A 1,279-nucleotide genomic window follows, 5' to 3' on the forward strand; every position below is an offset into this window, starting at 1 on the left:
GTGTACGGCACGTTCGCCCCCGACGGCACCTATGTCCGCAGGGACTATGACTTCAAGCTCCTGGAAGAGGTCCCGGGGTACGGCGGGAGCGTGTATCTGCGCACCACCGACGAAGCGGTCAACGTCCTGGTGGGCGCCCTCGACACCGATGTCACCAGCGCCCAGATCGCCGCCGAGGTGAAGCTGGAGGTCCTGATCAGCCGCGGCAGGCTCGCCGACGCGCAGCTCGCCGCCGAGCAGGCGCGGTACCGCACGGTGCAGTATTCGGAGACCCTGCGCAAAGCCCTCGACGCCACCCGGCGCAATGTCCGCGCGGTGGACTGGCTGCGGGCCGTCCCCGACATGATCGCCGAAGCGCTCGACCACGTGGCCGACCGTTACCGCCACGAGAACGCGATCCTGACCAACATCCGCAAGGCCCGCGACGAGTCCGAGGACCCCGAGCACAAGCGCCGCGCCGCCGAGCTGGTCGACATCGTCAAGGACTGCATCCGCCGCCACACCCAGCTCCAGTCCCGCCTCCTCGAAGCGGGCCCCCTCTTCCGCGCCGAGCAGGACCGCCAGGCCTTCGCGACGCCCACCGCGCGCGCGGGCCTCGACCTGTACGGACAGCTCCTCGCCCCGCTCCTGCCGCTCCCCGCCGAGCGGGCCACGCGCGTGACGGACGCCTTCTTCGCCCGGGGCACCGGTCTGCGCACCCCCGTCTCCGTCCGCGTCGGCGACCTCGTCGACATACTGCTCACGCCCCCCGTGGAGCGCGAGCACCTCGGCGCGGAGATGCCCGAGCCCGATCTGATCGCCACCCCGGACGACAGCCGCTTCAGCGAGGAGCAGCTCGCGAGCGCCATGGAGCTGCTCGACCTGCCCTCCGACGCGCCCCGGCGCCTGTCCGGACTGCTCACCGACGCCCGCCGCCGCGATCCCGAACTGCCGTACCTGGTCGCCCTCCTGGCCGTCCACGCGGCGAGCCCGCCGGTCGGCACCGCCTACCGCCAGGGCGAGGAGAAGCTGCTCTTCGCCGTGGACGACGGCACCGAGCTCGACGACGAGGAGTTCGGCGGCGCCGACCTCATCGTCGGCACGGCCCTCCTGGACGCCGTCGGCATGGCGGCCGACCGGACGGAGGCGGCATGAGGAGCACGACGACCACCCGGACCGCCCCGCACCACCGCCCGCAGCACCCTCCGCACCGCCCCATCGTGCAGCACCGCTCCACCGCGCAGCGCCGCCTCACCGCGTCGCACCGCTCCGGCGCGGGGCGGTCCGGGTGGTCGTCGTG

At 73.2% G+C, this 1,279-nt stretch carries 1 protein-coding gene; it reads left to right on the forward strand.

Annotated features, from left to right (window positions below):
* On the forward strand, positions 1-1,134 hold a 1,134-nt coding region (locus AB8Z36_RS40350; RefSeq protein ID WP_369218322.1), incomplete at its 5' end, for a hypothetical protein.
* Between the last annotated feature and the right edge of the window lie 145 nt (positions 1,135-1,279).

It is taken from the genome of Streptomyces flavofungini (assembly GCF_041028215.1).
In the GTDB taxonomy this organism is placed as follows: Bacteria; Actinomycetota; Actinomycetes; order Streptomycetales; family Streptomycetaceae; genus Streptomyces; species Streptomyces flavofungini_B.